Annotated in this window: 15 protein-coding genes and 1 pseudogene; 10 read left to right on the top strand and 6 right to left on the bottom strand. The window is 33.1% G+C overall.

Annotation, left to right across the window (positions count from 1 at the left end; all coding sequences use genetic code 11):
- The first annotated feature begins 23 nt into the window (after positions 1-23).
- Positions 24-1340: an APC family permease gene (locus tag CN946_RS19785; protein WP_483295409.1), complete on the top strand. Its 1317-nt coding sequence runs from the start codon at positions 24-26 to the stop codon at positions 1338-1340.
- Between the two features lie 82 nt (positions 1341-1422).
- Here CN946_RS19785 and CN946_RS19780 read toward each other — a convergent pair whose 3' ends face one another.
- From CN946_RS19780 to CN946_RS19770, 3 genes are all read right to left on the bottom strand, one after another.
- Positions 1423-2526: a HupE/UreJ family protein gene (locus CN946_RS19780; protein ID WP_098862661.1), complete on the bottom strand. Its 1104-nt coding sequence runs from the start codon at positions 2524-2526 to the stop codon at positions 1423-1425.
- 157 nt (positions 2527-2683) lie between these two features.
- The gene (locus CN946_RS19775) at positions 2684-5860 is read right to left on the bottom strand and encodes a discoidin domain-containing protein (RefSeq protein ID WP_176547383.1); all 3177 of its coding nucleotides are present in this window, start codon (positions 5858-5860) and stop codon (positions 2684-2686) included.
- A 1133-nt stretch (positions 5861-6993) separates the two neighbouring features.
- Positions 6994-8841: a beta/alpha barrel domain-containing protein gene (locus CN946_RS19770; protein ID WP_098862660.1), complete on the bottom strand. Its 1848-nt coding sequence runs from the start codon at positions 8839-8841 to the stop codon at positions 6994-6996.
- Positions 8842-9041: 200 nt separating this feature from the next.
- Between CN946_RS19770 and miaA the strand changes: the two genes are divergently transcribed.
- The 3 genes from miaA (at position 9042) to CN946_RS19755 (ending at position 10985) form a co-directional block, all read left to right on the top strand.
- Positions 9042-10004, top strand: coding sequence for a tRNA (adenosine(37)-N6)-dimethylallyltransferase MiaA (gene miaA / locus CN946_RS19765; protein WP_483295408.1), 963 nt, complete (start codon positions 9042-9044; stop codon positions 10002-10004).
- Between the two features lie 23 nt (positions 10005-10027).
- Entirely contained in the window at positions 10028-10249 is a 222-nt protein-coding gene (hfq, locus tag CN946_RS19760; protein ID WP_056470298.1) for an RNA chaperone Hfq, read from the top strand.
- A gap of 109 nt (positions 10250-10358) precedes the next feature.
- Complete coding sequence (locus tag CN946_RS19755) at positions 10359-10985, top strand: FMN-binding negative transcriptional regulator (protein WP_098862658.1); 627 nt, start codon at positions 10359-10361, stop codon at positions 10983-10985.
- A gap of 46 nt (positions 10986-11031) precedes the next feature.
- Here the strand turns inward: CN946_RS19755 and CN946_RS19750 are convergent, their stop codons facing one another.
- A complete protein-coding gene (locus CN946_RS19750) occupies positions 11032-12021 on the bottom strand; it encodes a tyrosine-type recombinase/integrase (RefSeq protein WP_286133991.1) in 990 nt (329 codons plus the stop codon).
- Between the two features lie 257 nt (positions 12022-12278).
- Here CN946_RS19750 and CN946_RS19745 point away from each other — a divergent pair, with 257 nt between their 5' ends.
- The gene (locus CN946_RS19745) at positions 12279-13226 is read left to right on the top strand and encodes an AAA family ATPase (RefSeq protein ID WP_098862657.1); all 948 of its coding nucleotides are present in this window, start codon (positions 12279-12281) and stop codon (positions 13224-13226) included.
- 8 nt (positions 13227-13234) lie between these two features.
- On the opposite strand, the pseudogene CN946_RS24125 reads toward CN946_RS19745, so the two are convergent.
- Both CN946_RS24125 and CN946_RS19730 read right to left on the bottom strand, forming a co-directional pair.
- A pseudogene (locus CN946_RS24125) lies at positions 13235-14135 on the bottom strand (magnesium transporter CorA family protein).
- 291 nt (positions 14136-14426) lie between these two features.
- Complete coding sequence (locus CN946_RS19730; RefSeq protein WP_286133990.1) at positions 14427-15080, bottom strand: trimeric intracellular cation channel family protein; 654 nt, start codon at positions 15078-15080, stop codon at positions 14427-14429.
- Between the two features lie 124 nt (positions 15081-15204).
- Between CN946_RS19730 and hflX the strand changes: the two genes are divergently transcribed.
- The 5 genes from hflX (at position 15205) to CN946_RS19705 (ending at position 19208) form a co-directional block, all read left to right on the top strand.
- Complete coding sequence (gene hflX, locus CN946_RS19725; protein ID WP_098862654.1) at positions 15205-16473, top strand: GTPase HflX; 1269 nt, start codon at positions 15205-15207, stop codon at positions 16471-16473.
- Between the two features lie 3 nt (positions 16474-16476).
- A complete protein-coding gene (locus CN946_RS19720; RefSeq protein ID WP_098862653.1) occupies positions 16477-17748 on the top strand; it encodes a methionine gamma-lyase family protein in 1272 nt (423 codons plus the stop codon).
- 242 nt (positions 17749-17990) lie between these two features.
- Entirely contained in the window at positions 17991-18329 is a 339-nt protein-coding gene (locus CN946_RS19715; RefSeq protein WP_098862652.1) for a zinc ribbon domain-containing protein YjdM, read from the top strand.
- Between the two features lie 178 nt (positions 18330-18507).
- Entirely contained in the window at positions 18508-18831 is a 324-nt protein-coding gene (locus tag CN946_RS19710) for a hypothetical protein (RefSeq protein WP_098862651.1), read from the top strand.
- A gap of 86 nt (positions 18832-18917) precedes the next feature.
- Entirely contained in the window at positions 18918-19208 is a 291-nt protein-coding gene (locus CN946_RS19705; RefSeq protein WP_098862650.1) for a hypothetical protein, read from the top strand.
- Positions 19209-19391: the final 183 nt, after the last annotated feature.

Below are 19391 nucleotides of genomic sequence, written 5' to 3'. Positions count from 1 at the left end.
CGGAAAATAAACTAAGAAGAGAAATGGGGTTTATTGCAGCTTTAACTACTGTAATTGGTACTGTAATTGGTGGTGGAGTTTTCTTTAAAGCCACGGCTGTATATGGCGCAACAGGATCTGCAAGCTTAGGTTTATTAGCATGGATTATTGGAGGAATCATTACAATTTGTGCTGGTTTATCCGGAGCTGAGCTTGCCGCAGCAATACCAAAAACAGGAGGAATGGTTGCCTATTTAAAGCATACATATGGAGATCTGACAGCCTATTTACTTGGATGGGCTCAAACAATCATTTATTTTCCAGCTAATATTGCTGCGCTTTCGATCATATTTGGTACCCAAGCAGTTTCCATCTTTGGGGTTCCTGCCAATTCTAATCAATTCACAGTAACGATTATTGCTGTAGTTACTGCAATTTTTATCACATTAATGAATTTTCTAGGAGCAAAAACTGCTGGTAGTATTCAATCACTTTTTACGTTTTGTAAACTTATACCTTTGGCGATTTTAATTATATTTGGATTATTACATGAAGGAAATGTGACTTTTCAGCTTTTCCCAGTTGAGGTAGGAAGTGATCGAAGTTTTTTGCCAGCACTTGGTTCAGCTTTACTTGCTACGATGTTTGCATATGATGGTTGGATACTTGTAGGAAATATAGCCGGAGAAATGAAAAACCCTAAAAATGATTTGCCAAAAGCAATCGTATTCGGTTTAGCAGCTGTAATGGCGGTTTATATTTTGATTAACATATCCTTTTTATTTGTATTAACTGCAGCGCAATTAGCTGGTACATCTACACCAGCCACTGAAGTTTCGAAAGTTTTATTCGGTAATTTTGGAGGGAAACTCGTCTCAATCGGAATTTTGATTTCAGTATTTGGTACAATTAATGGCTATACAATGACTGGTATGAGGGTTCCATATGTGATGGCTAGAGAAGAAAAACTTCCTTTTAGTAGTTGGTTTGGTAAATTATCTAAAACTGGAGTTCCATACAATGCTGGTTTATTTATCCTAATAGTTGCCATATTTATGATGTTTATAGGTGGATTTGACTTATTAACGGACATGTTAGTATTTGTCATTTGGATCTTCTATACATTAACATTTATTGCGGTTTATATTTTACGAAAACGGGAACCGGATCTAAAAAGGCCTTATAGAGTACCTTTTTTACCTTTCGTTCTCTCAATCGCAATAATTGGGGGAGTCTTTATCGTTGTTAATACACTTATGACGCAAACTATTTTAGCTTTTTGGGGAATTGGTTTAACGTTAATTGGACTTCCTGTTTATTACATGTTACGAAAAAAACACGTTGTAGTCGGTGATGAGTGAAAAAAGGTAGGAATTTTTCCTACCTTTTTGAATGTAACCATACACTAGTTATTAATTTTTATGGATAACAATTATGGCCGCCTCATTGCAGTCTTTGAATAAACCAATAAAATGCCAGCGCAAAAATAAGGCAAGACATTGAGACCACCATTTTACGATACCATGGGAAACGTCGTAGCAATAGCAAAAAAGGAAGTAAAAGGCATAGGACCATGAGCTGGCCAGCTTCCACACCTAAATTAAACGTCAGGAGAGAGCCAAGTTGATTACTCTTTGGAAGTCCAGTTTCAGCCAAGGCTCCGGCAAAACCCATACCATGAATCAAACCAAATATGGCCGTCAATAGCCACCGCCATTTTGCCTTTTGAACAAATATGTTTTCTACTGCCACATAACAAATTGTCAGGGCTATCAAAGATTCGACCCAGTACGAGATTACGTGAATGCGACCGGTCGCCACTAGGAAGAGTGTAACGCTGTGTGCGATTGTAAAAGCAGTAACAATCTTCAACGCATCCTTGAGTCTAGTTGTGATTAATACTAAGGATAATAAAAATAGCAAATGATCATAACCTGACAAAATGTGTTCGATTCCAAGCTTAAAGTATTTCCATAACACATCACCAATCTTAGGCTGGGGAAGGTACTTGGGATGATCCTTTGGAAGTTCATTAGGAGGATCCTTAGGAAGTTTGATCAGAATATCTTTATTCGTGCTATCAATCATATTCTGCTGTAAATAATCTCCTACATGAACCATGAGTACACTCGTATGAGCAGGGACATCGTCGAACACCAAATCATAATGAAGATTAAATTGTTTGATGTCTTCATCGGCGATAAACCTCATTTGAAATTCCACGCCTCTTATAACACCCTTTTGCGCCATGTTCATCGAAACTAATTCCATCGTTAAGGGCTTAGAATCCACATCTATGCGAAGGCTTTTCTGTAGATAGGATTCGATTTTTTGAGAGGCCGATTCATCATTCACGAGATTATCTAAGTCATTACCGAATTGTGGAAACAAATCTTTTTGTTCAATAAAAAGTTCATAGAGAATTTCGTTCGCTTCAATGTTTAAATCCGAGTAACTCATATCTATGGAATGCGCTGAAGTTGTAGTAGTCCCAAAAAATAAAAAGAATATGATGATGAAAATGGACAGAAATGAACGCTGCTTCAAAGTGGGACCTCTTTTCATGAAATATTGGTTCTACTAATCTATCAAATCGATAGGGGAGAATTGATCTCCCCCCAGTTGCATTACCAATCTATCTTAAATTTCGTTAATGTAATGACACCTACATGAATTCAAACAATAAATTATTTTAAGTTAGAAGCTAATTCTTTATAGTTTCTGTTTGAAGGACGCTAATCTCCGCGGCCGATGCCCAGCCGTTAACACCAGTAGTTGCTTCCAGTTTGACATATGATGCATCTGTCGGATCAAATGTTACAACTTTCTCCGCATTGTCGTTTGCCCAAGTTCCGCTTACAACTTTAGTGAAACTCACTCCATCTGTACTCACATAAACTTTATATCCTGTAATATTGCCGTTACTGCCCGTTGGCCTTGGTAAATACGCGACCTTATTGATTGGGAAAGTTCTTCCAAGATTTAAGGTGATCGATTGGGGGAGAACATCAGATTTATCCCACTTTGTATGCCAATAAGTTTGTGAATTTCCGTCAATCGCCATAGATGCTGAATTATTTTCACCAATCGTTTCCTGACTTGTCGCCGTTGCAGTCATTTTAGACTGGGGGATCTTATTAACCGTTACTTTAATGCTTGTTGTCAAAGGAACGTTATTTGAATTTTTCACCCCAGTTGGCATTGTTACAGTTCCATTTACAGTAAAGGTCTGTGCAATCTTTACAGTAGAATCATAGTTTGAAGCATCTACATTCCATGTCACATCGGCTTGTCCCAAACCTGCATCGGTATCCAACGATACTGTCTTTGGTAATCCAAGGGCTTCAGCTGTCTTCGCCGTTCCGATTGTCACCCCTGTTATGTCAGCAGGCGAAGTAATGCTGTTTAAATTAACATTTTGAGCCTCAATGTTAATGTCCTGAGAAGAACGGTTATACATGGAATCGTCGGCAAATACCCTGAGTATATATGGAGTAGTCGGCGACAGATCTGTAAACTTATAATGCCTGTATTCATCGAATGGCTTGTCTAGCGGAAGCGAAAGACTGTTAAACGATTTTTCAACTTTACCGTTGAGCTTGTTGATAAGCTGAATATTATATTCCAAAACGCGCACATTGTCATTTGCTTGCTTTATTGTAAAAGCAAGTTCGTTGTTTTTGTAGGAATCTACCGTAATACCTTCTTCAAACTGTGGAGCTATGAGTTCTCTTATATCGCTTCTGCTATAGGTAAAGGCCTTTTTGCCTTCACCGACGATTTTTACAGAAGGTATGCCTACATATTCATCTGTGCTTAAATTATATTGTTTGATGATAATTTTTGAACCGTAAACCTCTAGGAAATTCACGATGCGAGGCGTAGTTTTATAGTTGATATACGCACCTTCTAAATATCCGCCGTATGGACCGTCATCAATATAACTTGAATATGAACTTGCACCGCTGTCGAGAAACGTAGCCGAACCTTGATAATGAGAACGTTCGTCGGTCGGGTCGTATTGCGTATGCCCTGACATATAGACTACCTGCGACAAGTCATTGTCGGCAATATACTGACCTACATTATTACTTGCTGCGCTGCTCCATCTACCTGACCATACTGTTCCGCTTATAGGGTAGTGAGAAGATACAAATATTGGTTTGGTTGGGTCGTAATCTTCTTCTGTTTTAATTTGGTTTAGTAATTCTTTGGTTTTCCCCACGGTATTGTCGTTGTTATAATTTCCGTCAAATCCAACAATATTATATCCTTTTACCTTTACCCTATAGGCACTATTAAAGAAGTTGTTATCGTATGAATTCGTTGAGGCGTTCCACGCGCCCGCCGAACCGATAGGAATAAATTTTTCAGCGCCGCCCATATCATGGTTGCCTCGTACCATATAAAGCTTCGTATTGTCAAACAGACCTTCACCTTTCAGTTTATTGTAAATGTCTGTCATATTTTTCATCCACACATATTCATTGGCGTTGTTACCGCCAGTAACGTCGCCAGGAATAAAGAGTACGTCGGCCTGTGGGAATAGCCTCAGTTCTGTTCTGTAATCTTTTTCAATGCGCGCGATTGTTGCGGGATTAGCACTTACTTCCGGGTCGCTGTCTACAATCATATTTAAACCTGCAGGTGTTAGCTTTTTATTACTTTTTTGGTAGATGAATATGGCGTTGTTTAGTTCACGTTCGTAATAATTAATGGTTTCCTGTGTATATAAATTTACTTTTTGCGTGGTGGCAACCTTAGTTGCCGTATTCAAAACCTTTTTCAAATAATCAAAATCGGTTTGGCTGTAGTCGTTACCGAGACCGTCAGTTACTATTTTATTTGCTTTTGAAATTGTGTCGTTAAGTGCTTTCATATCTACTTTATTTACAGCGTAACTATTATAATTAGCTTGAACCATTTCACTGCTAAATGCACCTTTCCAAACATTCAAATCAGCAATATCGAATGAATTACCGCCATTTTTGCCTAATCCGTCGCTACCTATATTTAATGGGTTCGATGTATCTAAACTTCCTACCCCAAGTGAAATTTCAGTCATTTTGTAACCATCAATATACAACGATCCGAGCATTTTATCTCTGTCTACAACAAATGTCACGTAACGCCAATTAGAAGCATTAAACGTATCACGCCCAAATTTTACTGATGATGTTGGGAATCCTAAATTCATATTGGCCGAATTGGCTGATGTAAATATAGCCCAGCCTTCGTTAGAGCTCTTAGTAAAATCCTTGTTTGATAATATTACCTGATTATTGTTAGTGTCACCCTTATACCAGAAGGATGTGGTAAAACTGTCATTACCAAAATTCAAGCTATGCTTCGTACCAACATAATTCCCGTCACCGCTTTCTAAGTGAAGGGCTTTGGTCCCGGGTAATACACCGTCTACATAACTATAATTTCCTTTCCCTTCCAAATTTCTTTGATTTGCACCGTCCTTTAAATTATTATCGAATTTCATCGATGCAATAAGTGGGGTGGCATTTAATACTGCGTTCGTAGGCAATGAAGTTTTTCTGTCACCATTGGATGGTAAACCAACTACAACGCGCAATTTTTTACCAATATCATTTAACGTTACGGTGTAGCTTTTTGATGTACCACCAGATTTTACATTAATATATTGATCGCTGATACGTGATTCCTGTACTTGCCATTGAAATGTTAGATTTTTGCCCATTGAACCATGACCCATGGTTACATTGGCGGTGATCGTTTGTCCGTTAACCGGCTGCATATTGTCGATTTTAACGAGTTTGGCACCCGAATCGTTTGCAAGTGCGTCTGTGGTGTTTGATACTATAACGAATATTATCGTTAATACGAGAGAAATAGATAAAATTTTTTTCATTACAGAAAACCTCCAGTAATTCTAATTTTCTACGATTACCGCGAATTGTTCTAAATTAGAGACAAACTTTTCTATGAAATTATATTTTTGACTTTAAAATGAATATCACTTATATGAAATAGCCGTTTGTCGTCTTGATTAGATGCAAAAATTCGTGTAATAACGGGGTCCCCGTTAACATCGAATTTTGTTGTCCCTCACTTAATGGACAGTTTTGAGCAAAATTCGTAAGCTTTGATCTTTTACAACTATCGGTACATGGTTTCCACCCAATTTAAGATTTCAACTCATTGAACATTTTCCCAAATATTAGGTGAATTTGACGTGGTAAAGATTTTTACAACAATTAATAAGCTGTGAAAAATAGTTAAATATCAATAAATTATTACTCCTCCTTTTTCAAATGAACCTTTCTTAAGACTTCTTCTCAAAGTGAAGTCAGCCTCAATTTAGAAATTCTGATTTTTTTCAGTGAGATGGTGAAAAATATCACATGGACAATTATATAAGCACTATGTAAATTGAATATTAATTCTAAATTATCTATTATTAATCAAACCATTTGTGTTAAGTAATCCTTAATGATAAAAATTATTAAACTTAAATGTTTTCCTCCAAAAAGTAATCAAATAGAAATACCAAAGTCCTAAATCTATATACTCCTCATTCCTCTATCTTTAAGCCAGAATTGATTTACAACATTTAAATAAATGCAAAAAAGTTCAAGAAAAATTACATTCTTGAACTTAAATAGATGAATTTGAAATCATGTCTGCTAGCATTATTTTTGGGTTTCCTATCGATCGTGGATCCTTCTAGATTAAAAAAATCTGTTATATAATTGATAAAATTAGCCAATAATTATACATCTTAATTATTGACCATATGTAAAGTAAACTTGAATTTTAAGTTAACCAATTAATCGTATAAAGATATTCTTAATAATGATTTAGATTATAGGCACAACCTGAAAAGAAAACTTATGAAAAACCAGATACTCCTACCGATTTCGGATTAAAAAATGAATGTGAATCACATTAGGATGATTAGATAGATAGTAAATGTTATTTCACACGAAAAAGGAGCAATCGTTATGGATTGCTCCTTTTTTATATTCCATCTCTAGACAAATTTTAAGAATTACTTATTTCATGAAATGTGTTTTCATTTGAATTAGTCGTTGTAAAATTCAAAAATTTATAAGATGTAATGACTCCTATTAATAAAAACAAACTTGCAATGATTGGTGGTAATAGATGATAAAAATCTGTATACCCAATCATAAAATGGACTGCAAACGCCGTTATAAACGCAGGTAAGCTCCCAATCAATAATGTCCACCAGATCCATTTTTGATTTTGTCTGAAGCCCCATAATGAAATCATGAGTACTAGTAAGCCGACACTTACTAAACCACCTCCAAAACCAGCGCGATCATGTGAGATAACAGGGATTAAGTGTTGATTAAAAGCATTCAACTCAGAAGGTGATATACATAAATAATTTAAATCTGTTTTAACAAAGGTAGTAGTGACGCCAACAAAGGAAATAATAGATCCTCCGATTATAATCGAAAATCCTAGTATAATAAAAAATAATTGACCTATTAAACTAAGTTTCCAAACGCCATTATTTGTTAAATTTTCAGATTCTGGACTTCTATTTATACCTCTTGTTTTAAAGAAACCAATTAAGAATGGTATTAATAAGATTACCCAAAATAAAGCGTGTAACCAGTCAAAGTACCCATATCCAATAAATAAGAATATCGCTAAAAAACCTACGAATGCACTAGTGTCAGATGCTTTCTTTGCCCAATGATAATGATGTTTAATTCCATTTCTAGCTAATGACATGAACAAAATTCCACCCGACATAATCGTCCCAGAAAGTGTCATTCGATCATGTGACATAAAGGGGAGAATTCGATCATTAAACTGGAGAATTAATTCGCGATCAATCGTTAAAAAGTGCTCATCATATGGAAGGACAATGGAAGTTAAACTAATAAATAGAGCAAGTAATCCTCCAACAAACATGAAAAGGCCAAATAAAAAATACCAAATCCATCCGTCACTTAAACTAGTCATCACTTTTTTGCTTCTAAACTTTATCGCTTCATTAATCCGTTTTGGTAAACCAGGACCACTGAGTACATATCCATGAGTTAAAAATACTAAAGATGCTCCAGAATCGATTAATTCAATTGCATCAATCGGTTCAACCACTCCGCCTTTTGTAAAAATTGGTTTTTCAAACTGATTTGATTTTAACTTTTGAATTGTATTTATTAAAATATTTTTTTGTTCTAAGTCAGTATTATTTGGAGTTTCTTCAATCAAAATTGAATCGAATGGATAATTTTCTTGTTTAAGAAAAACATCGATTTCTTTTGGACATATTGATAGACAAATAGGTTTAGTCGAAGCCCAATTATTTTCTACTAAATTTTTGGCTATATCAAGCTCTAAGATGAATAAATCAACAAAATCAGAAAGTCTTGATTCGATCAGTTTAAATTCATCAAAACTCCCAACTATTCTAGCAAAAATGGGAATCTTCTTATGTAATTTTGAAAGTTGATGTACTGTTTGTTCTACGGTTAATACTTTATTTTCCTCTGTTCCGATTAATTGATTATGTTTTAAATCAATGAGCGGACTTTTGCTTGTATAAGTGTGGTTTATCGAAATAGGTCCAATTTCAATCACACCAAATCCTAGATTCATAAAAGCATTTGTGCCCGATAGATAGGGGTCAATCTTTGAGGCCAATCCAATTTGATTTTTCATTTTCAAATGATGGATCTCGTTTTCAAGGGAACTGTCAGTGTTTAAATGGCCGAGAAATTCGATTAGATTCGGACCGAATGGCATAGTTGAAATTTTATTCATGTTACTATGAATGAATTCTCTTGAAACTTTTGAAGGAAGCTTTGAGAGCATTGGTTTAAAAATTGTATGATAAGACCAATCAGGCATAGTATAACCTCATTTTTTTTTCAGATTACTTATAGTTTACTTTGACAAATATAAAATGAAAACACTTTCTTTCAAAATTGTGAATTGATTCACAACGCATTGGAATTTTTGTATAAATATGGTATAAATAAAAAGAGTTATCTACTTTCAAATTTAGTAAGACAAGTAAGGAAAAGGTTGTATAGAAAGGCGTATATGTGATTACAATGGTAAATATGCAAAAAGTGATAGTCATCGTTGGCCCTACAGCAGTAGGGAAAACAAAGCTAAGTATTGAACTTGCAAAAGCTGTTGATGGAGAAATCATTAATGGTGATGCAACACAAGTTTATAAGGAATTAAATATTGGAGCAGCTAAAATTACAGAAGAAGAAAAGGAAGGAATTCCGCATCATTTAATCGATTTCCTTGATCCAAAAGATTCTTTTACAGTAGCTGATTTTCAAACTTTAGCTAGAGAGAAAATTAAAGAAATAGCTAATCGAGGTAAAATTCCAATTATTGTTGGTGGTACTGGATTATATATCCAAAGTGTATTAACTAAATATGAATTTGCTGAGCAAGAAGGTGATGAGCTTTTAAGAAACCAATTAGAGGGCTTTGCGATGGCCTTTGGGAATAAAGCATTACATGATCAATTAAAAGAAATTGATCCAGAAAGTGCAAAGCAAATACATATGAATAATGTCAGAAGAGTAATCCGTGCAATTGAAGTTTTCAAACTAACGGGACAAAAATTTTCAGAGACCGCATTTAAAAAAGAGCCAGAGTATTTATATGATGCAGAAATAATCGGATTATCGATGGATCGAGAGCTACTATACAATCGAATTAATTTACGAGTTGATCTAATGTTGGAAGAAGGACTAGTAGATGAAGCAAAAATGCTCTACGACAAAGGTATTCGAAATTGTCAATCTGTGCAAGCGATTGGCTATAAAGAGCTTTACGATTATTTTGATGGAATCTTAACGAAAGAAGAAGCAATCGATTTAATTAAACAAAGTTCAAGAAGGTATGCAAAAAGGCAAATGACGTGGTTTAGAAACAAAATGAGCATCCATTGGTTTGATATGGATGGACATAATTTTGATATAAAAAAACTGGAAATTTTAGCTCTACTTGAAGGAAAGGGCTATTTCATCTCGAATAAATATATGTAGAGGTAGAAGAGGAGGAAAAGGACATGAAAACATCAATCAACATTCAAGACCAGTTCTTAAACCAATTACGTAAAGACAATCTAGCGGTTACAGTATTTTTACTAAATGGATTTCAAATCAAAGGTAAAGTAAAAAGCTTTGATAACTTTACAGTATTGTTAGATGTTGAAGGTAAACAACAATTAATATATAAACATGCAATTTCAACGTTTGTACCATCTAAAAATGTACAAATTGAAATGTAAAATAAATTTGAAAAAAGAGCATTGATCTTATGGTCAATGTTCTTTTTTAATATGCTTGATAATTTAATGAAGATAATTATATTATGTAAACTGAAGGAGGAGAAATCAAATGTATGTTCCAAAAGAATTTAAAGAAACAGATTTAAATCAATTATTAGCCGAAATGAAGAAAAATAGCTTCGGAATATTATTATCGAATAATGACGAGGCAAAAATTGAAGCAACTCATTTACCATTTATCATACAAGAAGACGATGAGAATTTAGTGATCATTACACATTTAGCTAAGCCAAATCCTCAATGGAAAACGATGAATGGAAAGGAATCTTTAATCATCTTTCCAGGGCCACATGCATATGTTTCTGCTTCATGGTATGAAGAGAAAAATACAGTTTCAACTTGGAACTATACAGCAATCCATGCTTATGGAAAAGTAACAATAATTGAAAATAAGTATGAAATGAGACAAATCGTTTTAAAAACAACCGACTATTTTGAAAAAGGACAATCAAAACCTTGGAAATACGAGGATCACACAGAGTATGTTGAAAAATTACTTTCAGGAATTGTTTGTTTAAAAATTGAAGTAACAGAGTTAATCGGTAAAAAGAAATTAAGTCAAAATCATTCGAGTGAGAGAAGAGAAAAAGTGATTGCAGCTTTGGAAAATGAAGAAAAATATTCTTCGAAAGAAATCGCAGAACTTATGAAAGCAAAACTAAATACAAGTTCCTAAAAGGAAGTTTCTACACAATAAAAAGATGGAGTTATGATGATCGTCATCATAACTCCTTTTTATTTGGGCGTTCATTTTCTTGAAAAAATTGAAAGTATCGTTTTAAAGAAACTGAGGTCTTCAATCCAACTAATTGTTGAATATCTTCTACTAATAACCCATCTTTTATTTTCCGTAGAATAAAAGTGTTTCTTAAATGTTGTGAGCAAAGTCCTTTTCTAAGCCCGGCTCTTTTAACTTCCAACCTAAGCATTTTTTGAAATGCAATTTCCGTTAGTGCTTTCGGTGAATCTGTATCGTAAACCCAATGGAATGTCATGCGATTAAAATCAAATGCAACAAAGAGCGGATGAGTTGAATGATAGTGAGGTCTTACGGGCTCGGGTATCGTAACAAAATAATTATATAAGAGTACTCGATCTTCTTTTGTGAGAATAATTGTTCTTTTCACACCTTCCTTGCTATGGACAACAAGTTCATTTAAGGCGAAGTTAATGTCTCTCATTTGTAAATCAATTAATTCTTTCAAAGTCAGTCCATAAAACAGCATAAAACGAATCATAATTTCATTACGATCCATTAAAAATGATCTAGCTTTTAATTGTTTTTCTGACAAATCTGTCGTGGATTGAACAATTGATAATAATATTTTTTCTTCTTCTTCAGAGATAAAATCGTCCGTTGAAAGGGCGCGTGAAGGTCCTGCTAAATAGTTAGTGAATGGAATGATATTCTCGATTGAAGAATTATTTGAGTTTAAAAATTTATAAAATTGATTTAGTACGACATAAATTCGATGCATCGTTTTCTCATTATATCCACGTTCAGATGTTAAAAAGTAGAAATAATTATTAAAATCTTGAACTTGTAATGTACTAAAACTTTCATTAACTTTTTTAAAGTAACGGTAACATTCTTCTAAATCATAGCAATAACGCTTAATAGTAGATTCTTTTCTTCCTTTACTATTTAGGTGAGAGGCAAATTGCAAGATGACATCAGGTAAAGTAGCAGTCGTTAAGTTTGGGATCGTCAAATTTATCAACTCTTCTCTTTTTCTCTCATTATATCAAATAAGTTAATAGAATTTAGTAAAATTTAGCAATCTTATCCATTTAACAGTTAGTCTGGAGAATAAAAGTTTTGAAATTAATTGTTCGTACATATAATAGTAAAAAACTTATTTAGTAAAATACTTTCAAAAGCGCATAAAACGACTTGTAATCTGTTTTCTCGTGGAGTGCTATCCTATAGATAAAAAAAATGTTCGACAGAATAAGAGAGGTGTCATGTTTGGAGCAGCCAATTCGTTTAAAAGATAACGGCCAAATAAATGTTGTACTTAATACAGTGAAAAGAGGAGAGGTTTCTCCAATTCCAAGTATCGAAACAGTGAAACAGCCTAAACATGAGTTATTAATTGAGATAGAGGATCAATTAAGACATTTAATTGGGATGGAAGAAATAAAAAAAATGATTCATGAAATTTATGCTTGGATATTTATTAATAAAAAAAGAGAAGAATTAAACTTAAAAGCCGAAAAACAAGTATTGCATATGTTGTTTAAAGGGAATCCAGGAACTGGAAAAACGACTGTTGCAAGGATTATTGGTCAATTATTTTTGAAAATGGGTGTATTGTCAAAAGGCCACCTAATCGAAGCAGAAAGAGCTGATTTAGTCGGAGAATACATTGGTCACACAGCTCAAAAAACTAGAGATTTAGTAAAAAAAGCAAATGGTGGAATTCTTTTTATTGATGAGGCTTACTCACTTGGCCGTGGTGGGGAAAAAGATTTCGGAAAAGAAGCGATTGATACACTTGTTAAACATATGGAAGATAAACATGGTGACTTTGTACTGATTTTAGCCGGCTATTCTTCCGAAATGGATTATTTCTTAAGTTTGAATCCTGGACTAAAATCAAGATTTCCATTCATTTTAGAATTCCAGGATTATTCTGTAAAGGAGCTACTTGATATATCAAAAAAAATGTTCGTTGACAGAGAATATATTATATCTCGGGAAGCGGAATACCGATTAAGAGATTTTATCCAAAAGGCAAAACTTGAAAATCGTGCTCATTTTAGTAATGGGCGATTTGTCCGTAATATTGTTGAAAAATCGATTAGGACACAAGCAACAAGATTAGTATCTGAGACCGAATTTAATCGAGAAATATTAATGAGGATCGAAGAAAAAGACTTATTTACTTCAGACAAAATCGACTCGATTAATTGACCGATTTGCTATTTTATTTGGTGCTTTCTACCCCACCAACCTTTAACGTAAAAATAAATTGAAATAATGACTCCAATTAAAATGTTGAGGACAATACAATATAAATAACCATATTTCCATTTTAACTCAGGCATATTTCCAAAATTCATGCCATAAAATCCTGCGATAAAAGACATCGGTAAAAAAATGGCACTTATGAGTGTTAAAGTTTTCATAATATCATTTGTACGGTCCGATTTTAAGGACATTTGCAGCTCGATAATGCCTGCCATACTTTCTTTAAAATTATCAAGGGCATTAATAATACGTTCATAATTCTCTTTCAATTCATTAAAATAAAAACCTGCATCCTGACTTAAGAAAGGAAAATCTGCTTCTACAATTTGGTTAATGACATTTACTTGCGGTTCTACAAGCTGCCTTAAATCTTGAAGTTGAACTTTCCAATTGAAAATTTTCTGATCTAAATCCTTTCGAAATGGGTCATTAAATAAGTCTCGTTCAATTTATCTCATTTGCAAACCGATCAATTGAGATAAGGAACTTCTCAATAACTTCATGGAAAATTTGATATAAAACATGACCAGCATGGTCTACTTTTATATAATTTTGACTGAATTCCTTAGTTACAAATTTGAATAAATCTATTTCATGATCTTCTATATATGAAATAATTAAATTACTGCAAACAAGAATATTTATTTTTGTTGGTTTAAATAACTTACTTAAGGCATATAGGGAAAGGATTGCCTCGTTTTTAAAGATATTTATTCTTGGCTTATGATCACTATGTAGAAGTTTCTTTTTTGCTAAAGGGTGAATAGTTAAACTTTCAATAATAGTAGTTAACTCATCAAAGGATTTATGATTAAAGTGATACCAAAGAATTTCATCTTTAGTTGGAAGCAAAAATTCATCAATTGTTTCGACTGAATGATTTGTAATGTTATATCTCTTCAAATGAAATTCCTCCTTTAAATAAATTTCTAAAATAGTGTTGGCAAGTATAGGTAAATTATGTGAAGAAAACAAACGCTTTTTTGGGTTTGTTTTTTCGTGGTAATGATTGTTGCAAAGAAGCGTTAGAGCCGTGGGGGAATATATAAACTATTTGTCTTACTCTTACAATATAAAAAAATAAAAAAACAAACCATCATTTTAAAAGGTTTGTTTTTATTGGACTTATTTATTTAATTTAATTTAATTTAATTTTTGAGTGCTTGATTCGTTTAAACTAACTGTAGAGCTAGAGCCTTTAAATGATCTTTTAGGTAGACTCCAACTATAATGTACAGATAATAGTCTAAGAAGAACAATAACTATGAATAATAATAAAAGTTCAAAATTTGTATCAACAAATTTATTTCCAATTAAAACGCCTACAAGTATTGCCCAAAAAGCATATACTTCTGAATGTAATACCATTGGTTTTCTTTTTGCAAGTAGATCTCGTACGATTCCGCCACCGATTCCAGTTAAGACAGATGCAACAATAACAGCGCTAACAGGTAATTTTAATTCCATGGCATAATTTGCACCGAGAATTGCAAAAGCGGATAAACCGATTGAATCGAATAAAATATCTAATTTTTTAAATGGTTTATTTGATAATTGCGGAAAGAAAAAGATAACTGTCATCGCAACTAACGCAATTGTAAAATTTGTTGTTTGATTCCATAAATAGTTAATTGGATAACCTATTAATAGATTACGTAATGCACCGCCACCAAAGGCTGTAGCAAAGCCTAGAATATAGACACCAAATAAATCATAGTCTTCTTCCATCGCAACTACTGCACCACTTAATGCAAAGGAAATAGTACCAATAATGCTAAATAACTCCCATGTTTCCAAAAAGCAATTCCCCTGCCCTCCAATAAAAAGATGAAAAATAGTCCAGATATCATTATAATAAAGAGACAGTGAAGAGTAAAGAATATTTATTGCTTATAATTGGTAAAAGAAAAGGTGGAATTTTGTGTCGAATGAATTGAGAGAAAGAGCCATTTTAGTTGGATGTCAGCTTCAAAATGTAGATGATGATCGTTTTAATTATTCATTGGATGAATTAGCATCACTTACAAAAACGGCAAATGGAGAAGTAGTTTTAATCACTTCACAAAAAAGAACTAAATATCATCCAGCATTATACATAGGGACAGGTAAAGTAGAAGAGTTAGAGGCAGCAATTGCAGAGTTAGAACCTGATGTTGTTATTTTTAATAATGAACTGACTCCATCTCAAATACGTAATTTATCTGCAAGATTAGAAAAAAGAGTAATTGACCGTACACAATTAATATTAGACATATTTGCACAGCGAGCGAAAACAAAAGAAGGTAAATTACAGGTTGAATTGGCTCAATTACAATATTTGATGCCAAGATTAGTTGGTCAAGGAACTGAGTTATCAAGACTTGGTGGAGGTATTGGTACAAGAGGGCCTGGTGAAACAAAACTAGAATCTGATCGTCGTCACATTCGAAAACGTATTGATGATATTAAACAACAATTAAACATAATCGTTGAACATCGTAAACGTTATCGTGAGCGACGTAAGAAAAATGAAATGTTTCATATTTCGTTAGTAGGTTATACAAATGCAGGGAAATCAACATTATTTAACCGTCTAACTAAATCAGATGTGTATGAACAAGATTTACTGTTTGCGACATTAGATCCTACAACTAGAAAATTTGTTTTATCAAATGGTATGACAACTTTACTGACTGATACAGTAGGTTTTATTCAGGATTTACCAACTTCACTTATTGCAGCATTCCGTTCAACACTTGAAGAAGCAACTGAAGCAGATTTCATTCTTCATGTTGTCGATGCATCTCATGAAAATTATAAAAGCCATGAAGTAACAGTTTCTAAATTATTGAATGATTTAGATGTTAAAAATATTCCAATTTTAACGGTCTATAATAAAATAGATCAAGTTCATGAGGACTTTGTACCATCACCATCTGAAGGTTTTATTGAAATGAGTGCTTTAAATGAAGATGATTTAAGTAAATTACGTCAAAGAATTGAATTTGAATGTAAACAATACATGGAATATTTTGAAGTGTTTGTACCTGCAAACGAAGGGAAATTGATTCATGAAATCAAAAAATTAACGATGATTGAATCAATCAACTTTAATGAAGAATCAGAAATTTATCAAATTACTGGTTACGTTTTCAAAGAACATTCAATTTATGATACAGTTAAAAGATATAGAATATATAAGGAGCAATAATCAATGCTAGAATTTTTATCAAACGGGGAAAAAATTGCACCATTAGTGGCAGATGTTGAAAAATTAATTTCAGAAGCCCATAAAGAAATTGACGAAGTGATTGAATATAACCAATTCAAAGTTTTACAAAGCTTTCGAAAGCATAAAGTGAGTGATAGTCATTTTATCCCAACAACTGGTTATGGTTATGATGATATCGGAAGAGATACATTAGAGGAAATTTTTGCTGATGTTTTAGGTGGAGAAGCTGGTTTAGTGAGACCGCAAATCATTTCTGGAACCCATGCAATTTCAACTGCTTTATTTGGCGTACTAAGACCAGGGGATGAGCTTTTATATATTACTGGGAAGCCATACGATACATTAGAGGAAATCGTAGGGATTCGTGGGGAAAGTGGAAATGGCTCATTAAAAGACTTTGGGATCGGATATGAATCAATCGAACTAGTAAATGATGAACGAATCAATTATGAAAAAGTAGCAAATAAAATGACAAGTAATACGAAAGTAATCGGTATTCAGCGTTCAAAAGGTTACGGAACAAGACCTTCATATACAATTGAACAAATCAAAGAGATGATTGATTTTGTAAAAGAAATTGACCCAAATGTCATTGTTTTTGTAGATAATTGCTATGGTGAGTTTGTTGAGAAACTAGAGCCATGCCATGTAGGAGCAGATTTAATGGCAGGTTCATTAATCAAAAATCCTGGTGGTGGACTTGCAAAAACAGGTGGTTATATTGTAGGACGTAAAGATTTAGTCGAAAAATGTGGCTATCGTTTAACATCTCCAGGAATTGGACGTGAAGCTGGTGCTTCTCTTTATGCGTTACAAGATATGTATCATGGATTTTTTATGGCGCCACATATCACTGGTCAAGCATTAAAAGGAGCTTTATTTACTGCAGCGTTTTTAGAAAAGCTTGGTATGAACACAAACCCTTCATGGGATGCAGTAAGAACCGATTTAATACAATCTGTTCAATTTGATGATAAAGAAAAAATGATCGCATTTTGTCAGGCAATTCAAGCGGCTTCACCTATCAATGCTCATTTTACGCCAACAGCAAACTATATGCCTGGATATGAAGATGATGTAATTATGGCAGCGGGGACATTTATCCAAGGTGCAAGTATTGAATTAACAGCAGATGGTCCAATAAGAGCTCCGTATATTGCATATGTTCAAGGTGGTTTAACTTATGCTCACGTGAAAATCGCAATTTGTTCGGCAGTTAATTCTTTAATTGAAAAAAATCTATTAGAAATTTAAAACAAAATAGCTCATGACCTCTAGTCATGAGCTATTTTATATATGAAAATAATTGGGGCTTACTTTCATAATGAAGAAGATTGTATCTATATCTATATCTTACAGGTCAATTCTTAAATTAACCTTAACACTTTCATTAAAATTCGATAATGATTATCTAATCTTGTATTAAGGTTAGGAGTATGCGAGTATATAGAAGTTGGGTAAACAGTATAGATTCAGTAATGAGCGGAGGAAAAACAATGGAAAATCTACCTAATTGTCCTAAGTGTAATTCAGCATATACATATGAAGATGGAAATCTTTTAATTTGTCCGGAATGTGGTTATGAATGGACAATGGAAACTGAACAGACGAATGACGATACAAAAGTAGTAAAAGATGCTAACGGAAATATTTTAAATGATGGGGATTCAGTGACAGTTATAAAAGATTTAAAAGTAAAGGGCACATCACTTGTCGTTAAAATAGGTACAAAAGTGAAAAGTATTCGATTAGTTGAAGGTGATCACGATATCGATTGTAAAATTGAAGGTTTTGGTGCCATGAAGTTAAAGTCTGAGTTTGTTAAAAAAGTATAGTATCGTTACTTTTAAATTCTATTAAAAGAAGAAATGCATCAAGTCAAAAGGCTCGATGCATTTGTTTTATATGTAAACTTGAGTAAAATGATGATCATTTGAAAGGTTAAAAGTTTTAATTTGTTTTGGATCCAGCGGCTGTTGTGAATTCAATAGAATTAATATAGGAGAATGAATTATGAAACTTTTTCAAAGTAAAAATACTCATGATCATGCAAACAACTGTTACAAAGAGATCTTAACACCACTTGGTCAAGTTATGTTGGAACTAAATATTGATGACGATCGTTACTCTAACTTAACTAAAATTTCGGATTGCTTTAAGCTCCAAAATGGAGGCACTTTACTTAGTTATAAACAGCATCTCTTTATTGCCGAATTAGTAATTTGCAACCCTGATTATAAAATCCCTAATCAAATGAAAGTTGAAAAAGTTATCGCTGGAATATGGAGGATTAAACCATTAGTTAAAAATTTAAAAGTAAGTTCGATACAAAATTAATACCAATCAATTTAAAGGAAACTGTTTGTAGTTCTGATAGTGGACAAAATCTAGATGCCATAACATTTGAGTATAATGAATTTAAAATGACGATTGGAACACAAGACGGAAATACATTACTAAACCGATTACATGAAAAAGACATGATGGCGAATAAATTTAATCGATTGGATAAAGAATTTCCAGACAATATAATTCATTACAGGAAAGACTATACTGGACTTTCTGTGCCACTTACATCACTTGAAAGAAACGAAGTAACTCAAATTCATTTTGTTATCGCTTGGAATTATGCACTAGATGAATATGATAGTTCAACATGGTTTGCTGCTGATTTGTCTAGTAAAGCAATTCTTTTTGGTGAAGAATTAATTTAAATTTACTAAATAAAATAAAAAATAATAGTTTGATATAAATTGATATTTGTTAAAATAAAAGAGATGTAATTAAACGTTTACATTCATTGATATTATTGCAATTATTTTTTAAAATCGCACGACATAGAAGAAGGTTAACAACTGTTAATTTAAATTTATAATAGTTTATAAAAATATCACAAT

Origin of the sequence: Bacillus sp. AFS053548, from assembly GCF_002575105.1 — a bacterium.
GTDB lineage: Bacteria > Bacillota > Bacilli > Bacillales > Bacillaceae_G > Gottfriedia.
Note: the sequence above shows the minus strand (reverse complement) of the source record. Positions and strands in the feature narration are given on the sequence as shown.